The organism is Streptomyces sp. NPDC012474 (genome assembly GCF_042955185.1).
GTDB lineage: Bacteria > Actinomycetota > Actinomycetes > Streptomycetales > Streptomycetaceae > Streptomyces > Streptomyces cahuitamycinicus.
Genome location: NZ_JBIBEP010000020.1, coordinates 88,156 through 105,536 on the forward strand (window position 1 = coordinate 88,156; position 17,381 = coordinate 105,536).

Genomic DNA, 17,381 nt, shown 5'->3' on the forward strand with positions numbered 1-17,381 from the left:
GTCGTCGTTTCGTCGGCCGCTGTTCCCGTGCGGGGCAGCGGCCGACGCGTATGAAGGAGACATGGACGTGACGACCGATGCCGCCGCTCCTTGGCTGATCGTGGGGCTGGGCAATCCGGGGCCGGAGTACGCGGGGAACCGGCACAACGTGGGTTTCATGGTGGCCGATCTGCTGGCGGACCGGGTCGGGGGGAGGTTCAAGCGGGCCGGGCGGGCGCAGGCGCAGGTCGTGGAGGGCCGGATCGGGCCGCCGGGGCCGTTGAACCGGCGGGTGGTTCTGGCGAAGCCGATGTCGTTCATGAATCTGTCGGGTGGGCCGGTGAACGCGCTGCGGGACTTCTACAAGGTTCCGGTGGCCCATGTGGTGGCGATTCATGACGAGTTGGACATCGACTACGGGGTGCTGCGGCTGAAGCTGGGCGGCGGGGACAACGGGCACAACGGGTTGAAGTCGATGACGAAGGCGTTCGGGTCGGATTATCACCGGGTGCGGTTCGGGATCGGCCGGCCGCCGGGGCGGATGCCGGTGGCGGACTTCGTGCTGCGGGATTTCTCGTCGGCGGAGCGCAAGGAGCTGGACTACTTCGTGGACCGGGCTGCGGATGCGGTGGAGGCGTTGGTGATCGAGGGGCTGGAGCGGGCCCAAAGCACGTACAACTCCTGACTTGTCCCCCGTCGAGGTTGACGGGCCGTTCAGGCATGGCCAATGATCCCGGCCATGCCTGCCCACGCCGCCTCCGCCTCCTCGTCCCAGGCCTCGGCCGTCGTGTTGCGGTTCGGCCGGTTCGCGGTGATGGGGACGGTCGCGGTGCTGATCCTGATCGCGGGTGTGTGGGCGTCGTGGGGTACGGCGCAGCATGTGATGCTGACGAAGGGCCGGGAGCGGGGCACGGTCGAGGTGACGCGGTGCGGGGCTGACACCTGCTCGGGCCGGTTCACGCCGTTGTCGGAGGGTTCGCAGCCGCGGTCGCGGGTGGTGCTGGAGAAGTCGGTCGCGGTGGAGAAGGGCCGGACCTACACGGTGGTCATGAAGCCCGGCAGTGACGATGCGGTGCGTTCGGGTCCGGCGGGTGTGTTGTACGCGTGGGTTCCGCTGGGCGGTGCGTTGTTGTTGGCGTCGGTGGTGGTGGCGGGTGGGTTGCTGCGGACGCGGGTGGCGTGGGTGATGGCGTTGTCGGGCGTGGGGTTGTTGACGGCGGCCTTCTTGGTGGTCTGAGTACGGCTGGGGAAAGCGCCGGTGCCCCCGGGTCTCGAACAGGCTCGGGGGCACCGGTGTGTCGTGGTTCAGCCGGTGTTGCGCAGGCCGGCTGCCACGCCGTTGACGGTGAGGAGCAGGGCGCGGGCGAGGAGCGGGTCGGGCTGTTCGCCGGCGGCGGCCGCGTCGCGCTGTCGCTTGAGCAGGGCGACCTGGAGGTAGGAGATGGGGTCGAGGTAGGCGTCGCGGATGGTGAAGGTCTGCTTCAGGACGGGTGTGGCGTCGAGGAGTTCGGCTTCGCCGGTGACGCGGAGGACTTCGCGGATGGTGAGTTCGTGTTCGGTCTTGATGGTGTCGAAGACGTGCTTGAGGTCGTCGGGGACGAGGGTGTCGACGTAGTGCTGGGCGATCCGCAGGTCGGTCTTGGCGAGGGTCATCTCGACGTTGGAGATGAAGTTGCGGAAGAAGTGCCACTGCTGGTGCATCTCGTCGAGGACGGTGTCGAGGCCGGCTTCGCGCAGGGCCTTGAGGCCGGAGCCGACGCCGAACCAGCCGGGGACGATCTGCCGGGACTGGGTCCAGCCGAACACCCAGGGGATGGCGCGCAGTCCGTCGAGTGAGACGCCGGAGCCGGGGCGGCGGGAGGGGCGGGAGCCGAGGTGCAGGTCGGCGAGCTGGTCCACCGGTGTCGACGCGAGGAAGTACGTCGGCAGGTCGGGGTCCTCGACGAGGCGGCGGTAGGCGGCGTGGGCGGCGTCGGAGACGACGTCCATGGCGGCGTCCCAGCGGGCGAGGGCCTCGTCGGACTGGCGCGGGGCGGTGTGCAGGGCGGATGCCTGGAGGGTGGCCGCGACGGTGAGTTCGAGGTTCTCGCGGGCCAGGGACGGGATGAGGTACTTGTCGGAGATGACCTCGCCCTGTTCGGTGACCTTGATCTCGCCTTCGAGGGTGCCCCAGGGCTGGGCGAGGATGGCGTCGTGGGTGGGGCCGCCGCCGCGGCCGACGGTGCCGCCTCGGCCGTGGAAGAGGCGCAGGCGTACGCCGTAGCGGTGGGCGACGTCGCGCAGGCGGCGCTGGGCGCGGTGGATCTCCCACTGGCTGGTGGTGATACCGCCGAACTTGGAGGAGTCGGAGTAGCCGAGCATGACCTCCTGGACGTCGCCCCGGAGCGCGACGAGGCGCCGGTAGGACGGGTCGGAGAGCATGTCTTCGAGGATGGTGTCGGCGGCCTTGAGTTCGTCCGTGGTCTCCAGCAGCGGGACGATGCCGATCTTGGCCCAGCCGGCGTGCAGGTCGATGAGTCCGGCTTCGCGGGCGAGGACTGCGGCGGCGAAGACGTCGTCGGCGCCCTGGCACATGGAGATGATGTAGGACTCGATGACCTCGGGTCCGAAGACCTCCAGGGCGCGCTTGACGGTGCCGAAGACGCCGAAGGTCTTCTCGCCGGGCGCGTCGACGGGGGCCGGGGTGGGGGCGAGCGGCCTTCTCGACCTGAGTTCCTTGGCGAGGAGCTTGGCGCGGTAGTCGCGGGGCATGTCGGCGTAGCGCCAGGATTCCTCGCCGAGGCGGTCGAAGAGCTGGCCGAGGGCGTGGTGGTGGGCGTCGGCGTGTTCGCGGACGTCCATGGTGGCGAGCTGGAGGCCGAAGGCGGCGAGGGTGCGGATGGTGCGGGCGAGGCGGCCGTCGGCGAAGAGGCTGCCGCGGTGCTCGCGCAGGGAGCCCTGGATGATCCGCAGGTCGGCGATGAGTTCGCTGGTGCCGAGGTAGTCGCGGCCTGCCACGTGTGCGGTGCCCTTGGCGAGGCGCTTCTTGGTGTTCTCCAGCTTCTGCCGGATGCAGGTGGCCTTGAGCCGGTAGGGCTCTTCGGCGTTGAGGCGCTTGTAGCGGGGGCTGATCTCGGGGAGGTTCTCCAGGTCGGCCTGGAGGGAGGTCAGCAGTTCCTCGGTGGCGCCGGCGTAGCGGATGGAGTTGGAGAGGAAGCCGCGGAGTTCGTCGATGGTCTCCAGGGCGTCGTTGATGCCGTGTTCGTGCTGGAGGATGAGGACGTCCCAGGTCACCTGGGGGGTGACGTTGGGGTTGCCGTCGCGGTCGCCGCCGATCCAGGTGCCGAAGGAGAGGGGGCGGGTGTCGTCGGGGAGCTTGACGCCGGCGCGCTCCAGCTCGGCGGTGAGGTCTTCCAGGACGTCTCCGACGGCGCCGGCGTGGAGTTCGTCGAGGTAGTAGATGGCGTTGCGGGCCTCGTCGGCGGGCTCGGGGCGCACGACGCGCAGTTCGTCGGTCTGCCAGACGAGGTCGATGTTCTCGGCGAGGCGGGTGTCGAGGCGGCGCCGGTCGGATGCGATGACCGGGGTCTCCAGGAGCGCGGCGATGCGCCGGAGCTTGTTGAGGACGGACCGGCGTGCGGCCTCGGTGGGGTGGGCGGTGAAGACGGGGCGGACGTTGAGGTTGCGGACCGTCTCGCGCAGGTGCTCGGGGTCGGCGTCCTTCAGCCGGTCGGCGGTACGGGCGAGGAGTCCGCCCTCGGCGGCGCGGCGGGCGCGCAGCTCGCGGCCGCGGTGGACCTGCTCGGTGACGTTGGCCAGGTGGAAGTAGGTGGAGAACGCCCGGACCAGCTTGGCCGCGGTGTCGAGTTCGGTGCCGCGCAGCAGCTCGGCGGCGGCCTCGCCGTCCTCTCGGGTGAGGCGGCGGACCTTTTCGACGAGTTCCAGCAGCTCGGGGCCCTCTTGGCGGACGAGGGTCTCGCCGAGGAGGTCGCCCAAGCGGCGGATGTCGGCCCGCAGCTCGCTGCTCGTCGTCGTGGTCTGGTCGTCGGCACTGCTCACAGGTGCGGCTCCTTGCAGTGTTGAAGCTCGTCTGGGAGGGGAACCCGGACGGCGTCTCGCGGCGGCCGGGGGCCGCAAACGGATCGGACATCCGGGAGGAAATCAGAGCGGACCGCGCTGTCCGACCGACTCCAGGATAGGTGTCGGCCGGGACGCGCAGGCTCGCGGGCTCTTGCCGCCGGGCGACGCACTGACATACTTACGATGCCGTAGGTTACGGATCCGTAGGAAGTAGGTCGCGGTTCCCGTGCCGCGGCCACCCCTTCTCCGTCCACATACCCCCCAGGGGACGCGTATGACCAGTAGTTCCGACGTGATCGACACCGCCCAGAAGGCGCCCGGTCAGGCCACCGAAGCCGCACCTGCCACGCTGGGCGGCGAGAAGAAGCGGTCCATCGAGCAGATCGCCCTGCTCCTCTTCATCACCGTCCCGTTCGTCGCGCTGCTGGCGGCGGTTCCGCTTGCGTGGGGCTGGGGGGTGAGCTGGCTGGATCTCGGCCTGCTCGTCTTCTTCTATTACCTGGGGTGCCACGGCATCACGATCGGCTTCCACCGTCACTTCACCCATGGGTCCTTCAAGGCCAAGCGGCCGCTGAAGATCGCGCTGGCGATCGCGGGTTCGATGGCGGTCGAGGGCCCGTTGGTGCGCTGGGTGGCCGATCACCGCAAGCACCACAAGTTCTCCGACGCGGAGGGCGACCCGCATTCGCCGTGGCGGTTCGGCGAGACGCTTCCGGCCCTGATGAAGGGCCTGTGGTGGGCGCACATCGGATGGATGTTCGATGAGGAGCAGACGTCGCAGGAGAAGTACGCCCCGGACCTGATCAAGGACAAGACGCTCCGGAACATCTCCCGCCAGTTCGTGCTGTGGACGGTGATGTCGCTGGCGCTGCCGCCGCTGATCGGCGGTCTGGTGACGATGTCCTGGTGGGGCGCCTTCACCGCGTTCTTCTGGGGTTCGCTCGTCCGTGTGGCCCTGCTGCACCACGTGACCTGGTCGATCAACTCGATCTGCCACGCGGTGGGCAAGCGGCCCTTCAAGTCGCGTGACCGTTCGGGCAACGTGTGGTGGCTGGCGGTGCTGTCCTGCGGTGAGTCCTGGCACAACCTGCACCACGCCGACCCGACCTCGGCTCGGCACGGGGTGATGCGCGGCCAGCTGGATTCGTCCGCCCGGCTGATCCGCTGGTTCGAGATGGCGGGCTGGGCGTACGACGTGCGCTGGCCGTCACGCTCCCGTATCGATTCACGCCGTGACACCGGGGAAGGCGGCTCCCCGGACAGGAAGGAGCCCGTCGAGGCGGCATGATGGTCGCTGTGGCGACCGACTCGAACAGCACCTCAGGCAACGACAAGCCGCGGCGAGCGCGTCGCACCCGGATGACCGGTGCGGAGCGCCGTCAGCAGCTGCTGGAGATCGGTCGCACGCTCTTCGCGGCGAAGGGGTTCGAGGGCACGTCGGTGGAGGAGATCGCGGCGAAGGCCGGGGTCTCCAAGCCGGTGGTGTACGAGCACTTCGGCGGTAAGGAAGGGCTGTACGCGGTCGTCGTGGACCGTGAGATGCGGCGTCTGCTGGACATGGTGACCAGCTCGCTCACGGCCGGTCACCCTCGCGAACTCTGCGAACAGGCGGCGTTCGCCCTGCTGGACTACATCGAGGAGTACACGGACGGTTTCCGCATCCTGGTCCGTGACTCCCCCATCCCCCAGTCGACGGGTTCCTTCGCCTCGCTGATCTCGGACATCGCCACGCAAGTGGAGGACATCCTGGGCCGCGAGTTCAAGAGCCGCGGCTTCGACCCCAAGCTGGCGCCGCTGTATGCCCAGGCCCTGGTGGGCATGGTCGCGCTGACCGGCCAGTGGTGGCTGGACGTGCGCAAGCCGAAGAAGGCCGAGGTGGCCGCGCATCTGGTGAACCTGGCGTGGCACGGTCTGGACGGGATAGAGGCCAAGCCGCACCTGATAGGGCGCCGCAAGGCCTGATCCTGACGCGGTTCACCGCCCTGGCACGCATGACCGGGGCGGTGCATCGTCACTCCTGCTCGCGTCACTCCTGCTGGCTGGACTCCTGCTCGCCGGACTCCAGCTTCCGGGGCTCCTGCCCGCCGGACTCCTGCTTGCGGGCGACGGCGAACACCCGGCGGAACGGAAACGGGGTGCCGTGCGCCCCCGTCGGATACGCCTCACGCAAGGCCGCCCGGTACTCGGCGACGAACTCGTCCCGCGCCTCGGGATCGTCGGCGAGGGCGGTCAGCACGGGCCTCAGCCCGGTCCCCTTCACCCAGTCGAGCACCGGGTCCTCGCCCTGGAGCAGATGGATGTACGTCGTCTCCCACACGTCTGCGGCGCAGCCGAGGGACGTCAGCCGCTCCAGGTAGGCCTCGGGGTCGAGGACGGCGTCCGTGTGGCGCAAGGTGCCGTCGAGCCGGCCGCGCCGACGCGGTGAACCGGCGAGTTCCCGCATGAGCCGGTGACTGGGGGCGTCGAAGTTCCCGGGCACCTGGAAGGCGAGGGTGCCGCCGGGTTTCAGCCCGGCCGCCCAGTCGGCGAACCGTTCGGCGTGCCCGGGTACCCACTGCAGCGTGGCGTTGCTGACGATCAGGTCGAACGGCTCGTCCGGCGTCCACGTCCGTACGTCGGCGTGGGCGAAGTCGAGACGTCCGCCTGCCGGGGTGGGCCCCTGGTGATCGGCGCGGGCCTTGTCGAGCATCTCGGGCGAGGTGTCGTAGCCGGTGATCAGGGCGGTGGGCCAGCGGGCGGCGAGCAGCGCGGTGACGTTGCCGGGACCGCAGCCGAGGTCGGCGATGCGGGGACGGCCCGCGGGTTGCCGCGTGGGCAGCTCGGGGACGCGCGCGAGGAGGTCGGTGAAGGGGCGCGCGCGGTGGCCGGCGTGCCGGAGGTACTGGGCGGGGTCCCAGGTGGGGGCGGCTGCGGGCATGGATCCTCCTGGTGTCCTGGCGGTGACCGTACGGGACGCACACCCAGCGTGACCAAGCAATTATCTCGATGTCAAGAAACTAGACGTCAAGAGACTCTACGTCGACACAACCACTACACTGATCGTCATGGAGGACGAGGTCGATCGGCTGGTCGCAGCGTGGCGCCGGGAGCGCCCGGACCTCGACGTCGAACCGCTCGAGGTGCTCAGCCGTGTGAGCAGACTGGCCCGGCACCTGGACCGGGCACGACGGCTGGCGTTCGCGGAGCACAACCTGGAGCCGTGGGAGTTCGACGTCCTGACGGCCCTGCGCCGCGCGGGCACGCCGTACCAGCTCTCGCCGGGGCAGCTCCTCACCCAGACCCTCGTCACCTCGGGCACGATGACGAACCGCATCGACCGCCTGGCCAAGAAGGGCCTGGTGGAGCGGCTCCCCGACCCCAGTGACCGCCGAGGCGTCCTGGTCCGGCTGACGGACGAGGGCCGGGATCGCGCGGACCAGGCCCTGGCAGGCCTGCTGGACCAGGAGCGCGCGATCCTCGCGGAGCTCTCCCGGGCCCAGCGCGGCGAACTGGCGTCGCTGCTACGCCAGCTGACCGCCCCGTTCGACAACATCCCCGGTTAGGTCCGCGGGCCCGACCCCGGCCCGCCGCGCCAGGGCGACGGCGGCGAGGGTGGAGTGGACGCCGAGCTTGCCGAGGACGTTCTGCATATGGGTCCGCACGGTGTGCGGCGACAGGTACAGGCGCTCGGCGACGGCCTTGCGCCCCAGCCCTGCCACCATGCACCGCAGCACTTCCCGCTCACGCGGGGTGAGGGACTCGACGAGCCGCTCGCTCTCGGTGCGGTGTTTGCGGGCGGCGGTGAGCTCCCGCAGTACGCCCGTCAGCAGGGCGGGAGGCAGATGGGTCTCCTCCCGCAGCACGCCCCGGATGACGGTGAGCAGCCGGGACAGTGAGCAGTCCTTGGCGACCCACCCCGAGGCGCCGGCCTGCAGGGCGAGCGCGGCCCGCCGTGGATCGTCCTTCTCGGCGAGCACGACGATCCGTGTGTTCGGCTGCGCCGAGCGCACTCCCGCGACGAGGGAGATCCCGTCGACGAGCCCGTCCTCGTTGCCCTCCTGCACGGGTACGGCCGGGCGGGCGCCCGGCACCTTGCCGCCCAGATCGGCGTCCACGAGCAGCACGTCGAACCGCCGCCCCTCGGCGACCGCCCGCTCCAGGCTGCGCAGCGCGGCCGGACCGCTGCCGGCCGCGGAGACGTCGACATCGGGCTCGGCTGCCAGAGCCGCCGCGAGTGACTCCGCGAAGATGCGGTGGTCGTCGACGACCAGGACTCGGATGCGAACCACGAAACCCCCTTCCCCGAGCTCCCGAAGAGCAGGGGCTACCCCGTCACCGGAGGATGACACCGCGCGGGTACGACGCCGGAGTGTCCGGATCCGCCGCGTCCGACCCGTCCGTCGGTGCCGCGGCAGCCTGTTCGGGTCGCCGCAGCCGCACGGCCGCCGCCGTGCAGTAACCGCTACCCCCACCCCGGGCGTCGTACCCGGCTGTCTCGCCCCCTGATCGGCACCGGCCCCCACCGGTGCTGTTCATCAGGGTACGGACGGGGGCCCGGAGCGGAAGGTTATTTGCAGAACTGACCGTCCGACGCGTTTATGGTGTGCCGCATGTTCCGTCTTGAGACAGAAGTCGACAAGGCCCGACGTGATCTGCTCCGCACACGGCTGCGGGACACGAACACAGCCGCCTCTCCGATCCTGCGCGCCCTGCTCGGGACACCGGACGAAAGGGACGCCCCCTTGCATGTGTGGGCTGTGAACGACAGCGACGACGACCTCGCCGGCGGCCTGGTCGGCCACACCTGGGCGACCTGGCTCCACGTCACATACCTCTGGGTCGACGAACGCCACCGCGGCAGGGGCCTGGGAGCGCGGTTGCTCGCGCAGGCGGAACACATCGCGACAAGGTCCCGCGGCTGCCGCGCGGCCCGCCTGGAAACCTGGGACTTCCAGGCCCCGAGGTTCTACCGGAAGCAGGGGTACGAGGTGGTGAGCGTGATCCCGGACTATCCACCGGGGATCACGGAGTACTCATTGGTGAAGAGGCTGGGCTGATCTGCGAGTGCGAAGCCCTCGATGCTGCGCCGACTTCAACCACCGATAGCGTTGGTTCGCTTGAGTTATCCCCCCACATGATCAACGGGAGACACAGTGAACCGCCCCGCTCGGCTCGTGACGGCCGCGCTCACCGCATCCGCGGCCCTGCTGCTGACCGCCTGTGGCTCGGGAGGAGGTGACGGTTCGTCGTCGTCCGACAAGATCGCCGGAGCGGACTCGGGCGACAAGGCCTCTGCTTCGCCTTCGGTTTCGGCGTCTGCGGACGGGATCGATCGGCCGGAGATCAAGCTGCCATCGGATATGAAGCTGGTGTTCGAGGGCCGGCAGACCGGCGACGCCGTCAAGGACGCGATCCTGGCGGACAACGAACGGGCCGTCAGCACCGTGTGGCAGGCCGTGGCCTCCGGCGATCTGAAGAAGTCGGGCATGGGCTTCTACTACACGGACGCCGCGCTGAGGGGTGTTTACAACTACGCGAAGGACAACAACGCCAGGAAGACGAGCTGGGCCGGCACCCTGCGCTACTTCGATCGCCAGGTGACGGTGTTCGACAAGACGTCGGCGGCGCTGACGTACTGCGTGGACGAGAGCGAAGCGAACGTCAAGGACCTGAAGACGAAAAAGGTGAAGGTGGTCGAGACCTCGCCTGACAGCTACGTGTACTACAACGCCAGCGTGAAGAAGGACAAGCAAGGCGTCTGGCAGATCTGGAGCCTGCACGAGGACCGGGGGTCGCAGAAGTGCCAGCCGTGACCCGGCGCGTGGCGCTCGGGGCCCTGACCGCCGCGATGCTCTTCGTCGGTGTGGACATAGCTGTCGCTGGAGGTATCGGCAGCAACGGAAACCAGGCCGAAAAGACGTCTGGTGACTCCTCAGGTCCCATGCTGGAGTCCCGCGTCAGCTTCAACGTGGAGGGCAGCGCCCCCTCGAAAGACAGTGGCCCGGTCACGTCCACCGCCGTTGACTGGGAACCACCGGCCTGCTGGTACGAGCCCTACTGGAAGGCCAAGGATTTCAAGACCTACACCGAGGCCAACTGGTCGATCTACGACTCGGTCGGTGGTGCGCCTGCAGGCGTCGCCGACGACAAGGCGCGCTACAAGGGGGGCCGCCCCTACAAGAACTTCAACGTCGACAAGAACGACGAAGGCATGTGGTGGGTCGCCGTCAAGAATCCGAAGATGGAGGATGACCCCGCCGCCGGAAACTGTAAGCGCGACCCGTTCTGGGTCGACAACGGCCAGGACCCCGGCGTCCCCCAGGCCATCGACACCGAGACGCTCGCCGGTCTCGCACACCAGCGCACCGTCGTGCCGCCTACCGAGATCTCCATGGCGCCGAACGGCAAGTCCACAGTGAACGCGCCCACGTGGGTCTGGCTGGACAAGGGCGCCTTCAAGCCCGTCTCCGTCACGGCGAGTCTGCCCGGCACGGGACTGTGGGCGACCACCACGGCCAAGCCGGTGAGCCTGCACCTCGATCCGGGAACAGCGGACGCGGAGACCCTCCCGGCGTCCGGTGAGTGCCTGATCAACGACGACGGCTCCATCGGCGAGCCGTACGCCAGGGGCAAGGGGGAGCTGACGCCCCCGTGCGGCGTGCGGTACCTGCGCTCGTCGGGAGACGACACCTACGGCCTGGAGGCGACTCTCACCTGGGAGATCACCTGGGAAGGCGCGGGCGGCACGGGCGGTGACCTGCCCAACGGCACGTTCGCCACCACCACCGAGGTGCCGGTGCAGGAGATCCAGTCCGTCAACCGCTGACCGTGACGAGAGCGGCTCCTCGGTGCGAGGAGAGGGGCCGCTCTCGGGCCGGGCCGGTCAGCGGATGCGGCGGGCTCCCGCCGACGGGACCGCTTCGAAGACGCGCGGCGTCTTGAAGCCCGCCGCCGCGAAGGCCTCCGTCACCGACTTGGTGATGGCGTCCACGTCCGACTCCTCCGCGAGGACGATCGCCGCGCCGCCGAAGCCGCCGCCCGTCATGCGCGAGCCCAGGGCGCCGGAAGCCAGGGCCGTGTCGACGACCAGGTCCAGTTCCGGGCAGGAGATGCGGAAGTCGTCGCGGAGGGAGGCGTGGCCCTCGATGAGGACCGGTCCGATCGAGCGGGTCTCGCCCGACTCCAGGAGGGAGACGACCCGTTCGACCCGCTCGTTCTCCGTGACGATGTGGCGGACCAGGCGACGGACCTCCTCCTCGTCGCCGAGGCGGGCCAGCGCCGCGTCCAGGCCGGCGTAGGGGACGTCCCGGAGCGCGTCGACGCCCAGCAGGTCCGCGCCCTTCTCGCAGCCGGCGCGGCGCTTGCCGTACTCGCCCTCGCTGTGGGAGTGCTTGACCTGCGTGTCCACGACCAGCAGGCGCATGCCCTCCGCCGCGAGGTCGAAGGGGATCTGCTTCTGGGAGAGGTCACGCGTGTCGAGGAACAGGGCGTGGCCGGCCTCGCAGCAGGCCGACGCCGTTTGGTCCATGATGCCGACGGGGGCGCCGACGTAGACGTTTTCCGCGCGCTGGCACAGGCGGGCCAGCTGCCAGCCGCGCAGGCCGAGGGAGAAGAGGTCGTTCAGGGCCAGGGCGACGACGACCTCCAGGGCCGCCGACGAGGAGAGGCCCGCGCCCGAGGGGACCGTGGAGGCGAGGTGGATGTCCGCGCCCGTGACGGCGTGGCCGGCTTCACGCAGGGCCCAGACCACGCCCGCCGGGTACGCCGTCCAGTTCTTGTCCGACCCGGGGGACAGGGCGTCGAGTTGGAGCTCGGTCACTCCTTGCTCCACGTCCGCCGAGTGCAGGCGCAGCACACCGTCCTCGCGGCGTGCCACCGCCGCCACCGCGGTGTGCGGCAGGGCGAACGGCATGACGAAGCCGTCGTTGTAGTCCGTGTGCTCGCCGATGAGGTTGACGCGGCCCGGTGCCGCCCACACGCCGTGCGGCTCGGCTCCGTACAGCTCGCCGAACCGTGAGGCGACCGTCTCCGCCACAGCCTCGCTCATGCCTGACCCCTGACCCTTCCGTACCTTCTAGTTGCCGCGCCGCTGCGCGAAGTCCCACGCGTCCGCGACGATTCCCGCGAGGTCCGCGCGGGACGGGTTCCAGCCCAGCTTCTCGCGGGCCGTGGCGGCCGAGGCCACCAGGACCGCCGGGTCGCCTCCCCGGCGGGGGGCGACCACCTCCGGGATCGGGTGGCCGGTCACCGTGCGGACCGTTTCGATGACCTCGCGGACGGAGAAGCCGTTGCCGTTGCCGAGGTTGCAGATCAGGTGCTCACCGGGAGCGGCGGCCGTCAGGGCCAGCAGGTGGGCCTCGGCCAGGTCCGCGACGTGGATGTAGTCGCGTACGCAGGTGCCGTCCGGCGTCGGGTAGTCGTCGCCGAAGACGGAGATCGCCTCGCGCCTGCCCTGCGCGACCTGGAGGACCAGCGGGATCAGGTGGGACTCGGGGTCGTGGCGCTCGCCGTACGCGCCGTAGGCGCCCGCGACGTTGAAGTAGCGCAGCGACACCGCGCCCAGGCCGTGCGCCGCGGCCTCGCCCGTGATCATGTGGTCGACGGCGAGCTTGGAGGCGCCGTACGGGTTCGTCGGGGACGTGGGCGCCGACTCGACGATGGGGACCTGCTCCGGCTCGCCGTACGTCGCCGCCGTGGAGGAGAAGACCAGCTTGCGGACGCCCGCCTCGCGCATCGCGGCCAGCAGCGCCATGGTGCCGCCGACGTTGTTGTCCCAGTACTTCTCGGGCTTCGCGACCGACTCGCCGACCTGGGAGAACGCCGCGAAGTGGAGCACGCCGTCGAAGGAGGAGTCCAGCCACTTGGCGGCGTCGCGGATGTCGCCCTCGATGAACGACGCGCCCGCCGGGACGCCCTCGCGGAAGCCCGTGGAGAGGTTGTCGAGGACGACGACCTCGTGACCGGCCTCCAGCAGGTGCTGTGCGACCACGCTGCCGACGTATCCCGCGCCGCCCGTCACCAGGTACTTCCCGCTCATGAACTCGCTACCTCTCGCAGTCGCTCGGCCGCGTGCTCCGGCGGCACGTCGTTGATGAACACGTTCATGCCGGACTCGGAACCCGCGAGGAACTTCAGCTTGCCGGAAGTGCGGCGGATGGTGAAAAGCTCGAGGTGCAGCGCGAAGTCCTCACGCACGACCCCGTCGAACTCCTCCAGCGCGCCGAACGGGGCCTGGTGCCAGGCCGCGATGTACGGCGTCGGGGATTCACTCTCACCGAAGATCCGGTCGAAGCGCCTCAAGAGTTCCAGATAGACCTTGGGGAACTCTGTGCGCGCGCCCTCGTCCAGGCCGAGCAGGTCGGGCACGCGGCGCTTGGGGTACAGGTGTACCTCGTACGGCCAGTGCGCCGCGTACGGCACGAAGGCCACCCAGTGTTCACCCTCCAGGACGAGGCGTTCACCGGCGAGTTCACGCTCCAGGACGGCGTCGAAGAGGTTCTCCCCGCCGGTCATCTCCTTGTGGGCCGCGACGGAGCGCAGCATCAGGGCGGTGCGGGGGGTGGTGAAGGGGTAGGCGTAGATCTGGCCGTGCGGGTGCCCGAGGGTCACGCCGATCTCGGCGCCCCGGTTCTCGAAGCAGAACACCTGCTCGACGGCGGGGAGGTGGGACAGCTCCGACGTGCGGTCCGTCCACGCCTCCAGTACCAGCCCGGCCTGCTCCTCGGTGAGGTCGGCGAAGGAGGCGTTGTGGTCGGAGGTGAAGCAGACGACCTCGCAGCGGCCCGAGTCGCCGGCGAGCGAGGGGAAGCGGTTCTCGAAGACGACGGCGTCGTACGACGAGTCCGGGATCTCGCTCAGGCGGTCACCCGCCGAGGGGCACAGGGGGCACTCGTCGGCCGGGGGGTGGTAGGTGCGGCCCTGGCGGTGCGAGGCGATGGCGACGGAGTCGCCGAGGAGGGGGTCACGGCGGGTCTCGGACGTGGTGACGGTGCGGTCCAGCGGACGTCGGTCGGTCGCGTCCCGCACGCTGTCGTCACGCAGGTCGTAGTAGATGAGTTCACGACCGTCGGCCAGCCGGGTCGAGGTCTTCTTCACGCCGGACTCCTTGTCCTTCAAACAGAACCCAACATATCAAAACACAACACACCACAACCGTCAACATCACAATCAAACAAAGAGCATCAGCGGGCGGGTTCAATCACTGCATGCGGAGAAGTGGATTCCGCGAGGTATCGGTTCCCGCACCGAAGCGAGGGCTCATGCGTTCCCCCACCCAGCTGGCAGCCGAGCTGCGACTCCCCACCAACTGGCTCGACTACACGATTCTCGGCATCTACTTCGCCGTCGTCCTCGGCATCGGCTTCGCCGCCCGCAGCTCGGTGAAGACCAGTCTCGACTTCTTCCTCTCCGGCCGTTCCCTGCCCGCATGGGTCACCGGTCTCGCGTTCATCGCGGCCAACCTGGGGGCCACCGAGATCCTCGGCATGGCCGCCAACAGCGCCCAGTACGGCGTCTACACCACGCACTGGTACTGGATCGGCGCCATCCCGGCCATGGTCTTCCTGGGCCTGGTGATGATGCCCTTCTACTACGGCTCCAAGGTGCGCTCGGTCCCCGAGTTCCTGCTGCTGCGCTTCGACAAGGGGGCGCACCTGCTCAGCGCGATCCTCTTCGCCTTCGCCGCGATCCTCATCGCCGGCGTCAACCTCTACGCCCTGGCCATCGTCGTCGAGGCGCTGCTGGGCTGGCCGGAGTGGGTGGCGATCGTGGTCGCCGGCTTCTTCGTCCTGGCGTACATCACGCTCGGCGGCCTGTCCTCGGCGATCTACAACGAGGTCCTGCAGTTCTTCGTGATCCTGGCGGCGCTCATCCCCCTCTCCGTCCTCGGCCTGAAGAAGGTCGGCGGCTGGGACGGCCTGTCCGACTCCCTCACCGAGAGCCGCGGCGCCGACTTCATGACGTCCTGGGGCGGCACCGGCATCGGCAGCGACAACCCGCTGGGCGCGAACTGGCTGACGATCGTCCTGGGTCTCGGATTCGTCCTCTCCTTCGGCTACTGGACGACGAACTTCGCCGAGGTGCAGCGCGCGCTGTCCGCGAAGAACCTCTCGGCGGCACAGCGCACTCCCCTCATCGCCGCTTTCCCGAAGATCTTCATCGTGTTCCTGGTGATGATCCCGGGCCTGGTCGCCGCGGTCCTGGTCCCTAAAATCGGCACCTCCGGCTCCGACCTCCAGTACAACGACGCCATCCCGTACCTGATGGAGCAGCTGCTGCCCAACGGCGTGCTGGGCATCGCCGTCACCGGCCTGCTCGCGGCGTTCATGGCGGGCATGGCGGCGAACGTGTCGTCCTTCAACACCGTGTTCACGACGGACATCTGGGCGAAGTACGTCGTCAGGGGCCGCGAGGACGAGTACTACGTGCGCTTCGGGCGGCTCATCACGGCGATCGGTGTCCTGGCCTCCATCGGCACGGCGTTCCTGGCGCGGTCCTTCTCCAACATCATGGCCTACCTCCAGACGCTGTTCTCCTTCTTCAACGTGCCGATGTTCGTCGTCTTCGTCATCGGCATGTTCTGGAAGCGGGCCTCCATGAAGTCCGGCTTCTGGGGGCTGCTCGCGGGCACCACCGCGGCGATGGTCAACTACTTCGTCCTCTACAAGCAGGACATCGTCGGCATCCCTTCCGACCAGGGGGCCAACTTCGTCTCCGCGATCGCGGGCTTCGTCGCGGGCGCGGTGGTGATGGTGGCGGTGTCGCTGTTCACGGCACCCAAGCCGAGCGAGGAGTTGCAGGGACTGGTCTACGGCACGACCTCGCCCGGCATGACCGAGCCGCCGGCCCCCGGAGACGAGGCCTGGTACCGCAGGCCGGCGCTGCTGGGCTGGGGCGCGGTCGTCCTGGCCGCGGCCTGCTACATCCCGTTCTCGTTCTGACCGAGGGAGGATTGACAGATGTCCGAGTTCTACTCCGACAAGGACGTGCAGCGGGAAGTCACCGAGCTGCAGGGCAAGTCGGCGACCGCCGCGCGGCTGTTCGACATCCGGCGGATCATCGGCGGGCTGTTCGTGCTCTACGGCGTCATCGTCATGATCGCGGGGTTCACGGCGTCCGACGCGGACATCGACAAGGCCGAGGGGGTGAACATCAACCTGTGGACCGGGTTGGGAATGCTCCTGCTGGGCTTGTTCTTCCTGGCATGGCTGAAACTGAGGCCGGTGGCTCCGCCGCCGCCGGGGCTTGAGCCGGAGGACGACGAACGGGCGGAGTAGCCCGGCCGCCCCGGTGCTGAGGCCCGGATGGGTGCCCGACCCGGCGTAGCGGGGTGCTGCTGCGCCCACCCTCCCCCACCGCCCCCACCGGCACATACGCATACCCGCAGCTGGGCGAGCCGAGGCGCGCCCGCACCCGCCGTCGTACGCAACAGACCGTGCCCGGGGGTGTCCGCCCGCGGCGGTTGGCGCGTCAACGAACAGTCAGCCGGTACACGACCCCATCGCGCCGTTCCGAGGACGGACACCCCCCGGCCGGCCCCGACCCACCACCCGGCGCCAGGCGCAAGCCACCCGCGCCCCCGCTTCACGGCTCCCGCGACACCGACCCCGCCCGGTCCAGCAACCCCGTCCGTGCCGCCAACGCAGCCGCCTCCAGGCGGGAGCCGACGCCCAGCTTCATCAGGACCCGCTGGACGTGCGTACGCGCCGTCGACGGTGCGATGCCCATGCCTGCCGCGATCAGGCGGGTGTCCTCGCCGTCCGCCACGCGGACCAGGACCTCGACCTCCCTCGGCGTGAGCATGGACAGCAACCGCTGGCCCTCGTCGTCCGGTTGGGCTGCCGGGTTGAGCAACTCGCTGAACGCTCCCTGCAGCAGCTGCGGGGCCACCGCCGCCTCCCCTGCCCGCGCCTTCATGATCGCCCGCTCGACACCCTCTATGCGCTCATCGTGCCGGACATAGCCGGAGGCCCCCGCCGCGAACGCCGCCGCGATGCCCCGCGGGCTTGGCACCGGCCCCAGCACCAGCACCGCGACCTGCGGCCGCTCCCGCTTGATCCGCACCACCGGGTCGAAGATTCCCGGCTCCGCCGGCACCGCCGTCCCCAGCAGGCACACCTCCGGCGCCCGCGTGATCACCAGGTCCGCCGCCCCCGCGGCCGGCGCCGCCGCGGCCAGCACCCGGTGCCCCCGCAGCTTCAGCGCCGAAGCCAGCGCCTCGGCCAGCAATCGGTGGTCGTCGACCACCATGAGCCGCGCTCCCATCGAGCAACCCCCCAGTCACCCAGTCCCCCCATGGAAGCCCCCCGGCTCCCCCGCCTTCATGCCCCCGGAAGCTACACGCTTGTTCGACGTTGCGCTCCCCT

Annotated in this window: 17 protein-coding genes; 10 read left to right on the forward strand and 7 right to left on the reverse strand. The window is 69.6% G+C overall.

Features of this window, described 5'->3' with window-relative positions:
* The first annotated feature begins 61 nt into the window (after nucleotides 1-61).
* Entirely contained in the window at nucleotides 62-664 is a 603-nt protein-coding gene (pth, locus tag ACFY9S_RS33305; RefSeq protein ID WP_391135945.1) for an aminoacyl-tRNA hydrolase, read from the forward strand.
* A 42-nt stretch (nucleotides 665-706) separates the two neighbouring features.
* A complete protein-coding gene (locus ACFY9S_RS33310) occupies nucleotides 707-1,216 on the forward strand; it encodes a hypothetical protein (protein ID WP_391135948.1) in 510 nt (169 codons plus the stop codon).
* Between the two features lie 68 nt (nucleotides 1,217-1,284).
* Here the strand turns inward: ACFY9S_RS33310 and ppc are convergent, their stop codons facing one another.
* Nucleotides 1,285-4,017: a phosphoenolpyruvate carboxylase gene (gene ppc, locus ACFY9S_RS33315; RefSeq protein ID WP_391135950.1), complete on the reverse strand. Its 2,733-nt coding sequence runs from the start codon at nucleotides 4,015-4,017 to the stop codon at nucleotides 1,285-1,287.
* A 295-nt stretch (nucleotides 4,018-4,312) separates the two neighbouring features.
* Here ppc and ACFY9S_RS33320 point away from each other — a divergent pair, with 295 nt between their 5' ends.
* Together ACFY9S_RS33320 and ACFY9S_RS33325 are read left to right on the forward strand one after the other, a co-directional pair.
* Nucleotides 4,313-5,326: a fatty acid desaturase gene (locus ACFY9S_RS33320; RefSeq protein ID WP_391135953.1), complete on the forward strand. Its 1,014-nt coding sequence runs from the start codon at nucleotides 4,313-4,315 to the stop codon at nucleotides 5,324-5,326.
* Nucleotides 5,323-6,000: a TetR family transcriptional regulator gene (locus ACFY9S_RS33325; protein WP_391135956.1), complete on the forward strand. Its 678-nt coding sequence runs from the start codon at nucleotides 5,323-5,325 to the stop codon at nucleotides 5,998-6,000. Before ACFY9S_RS33320 ends, ACFY9S_RS33325 begins: the two co-directional genes overlap by 4 nt.
* Nucleotides 6,001-6,064: 64 nt before the next feature.
* Here the strand turns inward: ACFY9S_RS33325 and ACFY9S_RS33330 are convergent, their stop codons facing one another.
* Entirely contained in the window at nucleotides 6,065-6,955 is an 891-nt protein-coding gene (locus ACFY9S_RS33330) for a trans-aconitate 2-methyltransferase (protein WP_391135959.1), read from the reverse strand.
* A 127-nt stretch (nucleotides 6,956-7,082) separates the two neighbouring features.
* On the opposite strand from ACFY9S_RS33330, the gene tamR reads away from it, so the two are divergent.
* A complete protein-coding gene (gene tamR / locus ACFY9S_RS33335; protein WP_102909275.1) occupies nucleotides 7,083-7,580 on the forward strand; it encodes a MarR family transcriptional regulator TamR in 498 nt (165 codons plus the stop codon).
* Here the strand turns inward: tamR and ACFY9S_RS33340 are convergent.
* Nucleotides 7,539-8,306: a LuxR C-terminal-related transcriptional regulator gene (locus tag ACFY9S_RS33340; protein WP_391135962.1), complete on the reverse strand. Its 768-nt coding sequence runs from the start codon at nucleotides 8,304-8,306 to the stop codon at nucleotides 7,539-7,541. The genes tamR and ACFY9S_RS33340 overlap by 42 nt on opposite strands.
* Nucleotides 8,307-8,615: 309 nt before the next feature.
* On the opposite strand from ACFY9S_RS33340, the gene ACFY9S_RS33345 reads away from it, so the two are divergent.
* The 3 genes from ACFY9S_RS33345 to ACFY9S_RS33355 all read left to right on the forward strand — a co-directional run bounded on the left by ACFY9S_RS33345 (nucleotide 8,616) and on the right by ACFY9S_RS33355 (nucleotide 10,843).
* Complete coding sequence (locus ACFY9S_RS33345) at nucleotides 8,616-9,074, forward strand: GNAT family N-acetyltransferase (RefSeq protein ID WP_391135965.1); 459 nt, start codon at nucleotides 8,616-8,618, stop codon at nucleotides 9,072-9,074.
* A 117-nt stretch (nucleotides 9,075-9,191) separates the two neighbouring features.
* Entirely contained in the window at nucleotides 9,192-9,830 is a 639-nt protein-coding gene (locus ACFY9S_RS33350) for a hypothetical protein (RefSeq protein WP_391135968.1), read from the forward strand.
* Nucleotides 9,818-10,843: a hypothetical protein gene (locus ACFY9S_RS33355; protein ID WP_391135971.1), complete on the forward strand. Its 1,026-nt coding sequence runs from the start codon at nucleotides 9,818-9,820 to the stop codon at nucleotides 10,841-10,843. The genes ACFY9S_RS33350 and ACFY9S_RS33355 overlap by 13 nt, the downstream gene beginning before the upstream one ends.
* A gap of 57 nt (nucleotides 10,844-10,900) precedes the next feature.
* On the opposite strand, the gene galK is transcribed toward ACFY9S_RS33355, so the two are convergent.
* The 3 genes from galK to galT are packed head-to-tail and all read right to left on the reverse strand — an operon-like array spanning nucleotide 10,901 to nucleotide 14,112.
* Nucleotides 10,901-12,064, reverse strand: coding sequence for a galactokinase (gene galK / locus ACFY9S_RS33360; protein WP_391135974.1), 1,164 nt, complete (start codon nucleotides 12,062-12,064; stop codon nucleotides 10,901-10,903).
* A 27-nt stretch (nucleotides 12,065-12,091) separates the two neighbouring features.
* Complete coding sequence (gene galE, locus ACFY9S_RS33365; protein ID WP_391135977.1) at nucleotides 12,092-13,054, reverse strand: UDP-glucose 4-epimerase GalE; 963 nt, start codon at nucleotides 13,052-13,054, stop codon at nucleotides 12,092-12,094.
* A complete protein-coding gene (gene galT, locus ACFY9S_RS33370; RefSeq protein WP_391135980.1) occupies nucleotides 13,051-14,112 on the reverse strand; it encodes a galactose-1-phosphate uridylyltransferase in 1,062 nt (353 codons plus the stop codon). Before galT ends, galE begins: the two co-directional genes overlap by 4 nt.
* A 164-nt stretch (nucleotides 14,113-14,276) precedes the next feature.
* Here galT and ACFY9S_RS33375 point away from each other — a divergent pair, with 164 nt between their 5' ends.
* Together ACFY9S_RS33375 and ACFY9S_RS33380 are read left to right on the forward strand one after the other, a co-directional pair.
* A complete protein-coding gene (locus tag ACFY9S_RS33375) occupies nucleotides 14,277-15,956 on the forward strand; it encodes a sodium/solute symporter (RefSeq protein ID WP_391135983.1) in 1,680 nt (559 codons plus the stop codon).
* 18 nt (nucleotides 15,957-15,974) lie between these two features.
* The gene (locus ACFY9S_RS33380) at nucleotides 15,975-16,292 is read left to right on the forward strand and encodes a hypothetical protein (protein WP_391135986.1); all 318 of its coding nucleotides are present in this window, start codon (nucleotides 15,975-15,977) and stop codon (nucleotides 16,290-16,292) included.
* A 307-nt stretch (nucleotides 16,293-16,599) separates the two neighbouring features.
* Here ACFY9S_RS33380 and ACFY9S_RS33385 read toward each other — a convergent pair whose 3' ends face one another.
* Nucleotides 16,600-17,280: a LuxR C-terminal-related transcriptional regulator gene (locus ACFY9S_RS33385; RefSeq protein ID WP_391135988.1), complete on the reverse strand. Its 681-nt coding sequence runs from the start codon at nucleotides 17,278-17,280 to the stop codon at nucleotides 16,600-16,602.
* Nucleotides 17,281-17,381 lie beyond the last annotated feature (101 nt).